The 233-nt window shown below is 70.0% G+C and carries 1 pseudogene; it reads left to right on the top strand.

Annotation, left to right across the window (positions count from 1 at the left end):
• Nucleotides 1–233 (top strand): annotated as a pseudogene (locus KVS71_RS19175) (homoserine kinase); the annotation flags it as partial.

Raw genomic sequence — 233 nt, 5'->3', positions numbered from 1 at the left:
CCCGCACTGTTCGGCGGACTCACGATCGCGTGCATGGGGGTGCGGGGCCCGCAGCACAAGCAGCTCCTCGTGCACCGCGGCGTCTCCCCGCTCGTCCTCGTCCCGGCCTACACGGTGTCCACCTCGCAGGCCCGTTCCCTGCAGCCGCCGCACGTCTCCACAGCCGACGCGGTGTTCAACGTGTCCCGGTCGGCATTGCTCATCGAGGCGCTGATGCAGAGCCCTGAGCTGCT

Origin of the sequence: Microbacterium sp. GbtcB4, from assembly GCF_019091465.1 — a bacterium.
Taxonomy (GTDB): domain Bacteria; phylum Actinomycetota; class Actinomycetes; order Actinomycetales; family Microbacteriaceae; genus Microbacterium; species Microbacterium paraoxydans.
Note: the sequence above shows the minus strand (reverse complement) of the source record. Positions and strands in the feature narration are given on the sequence as shown.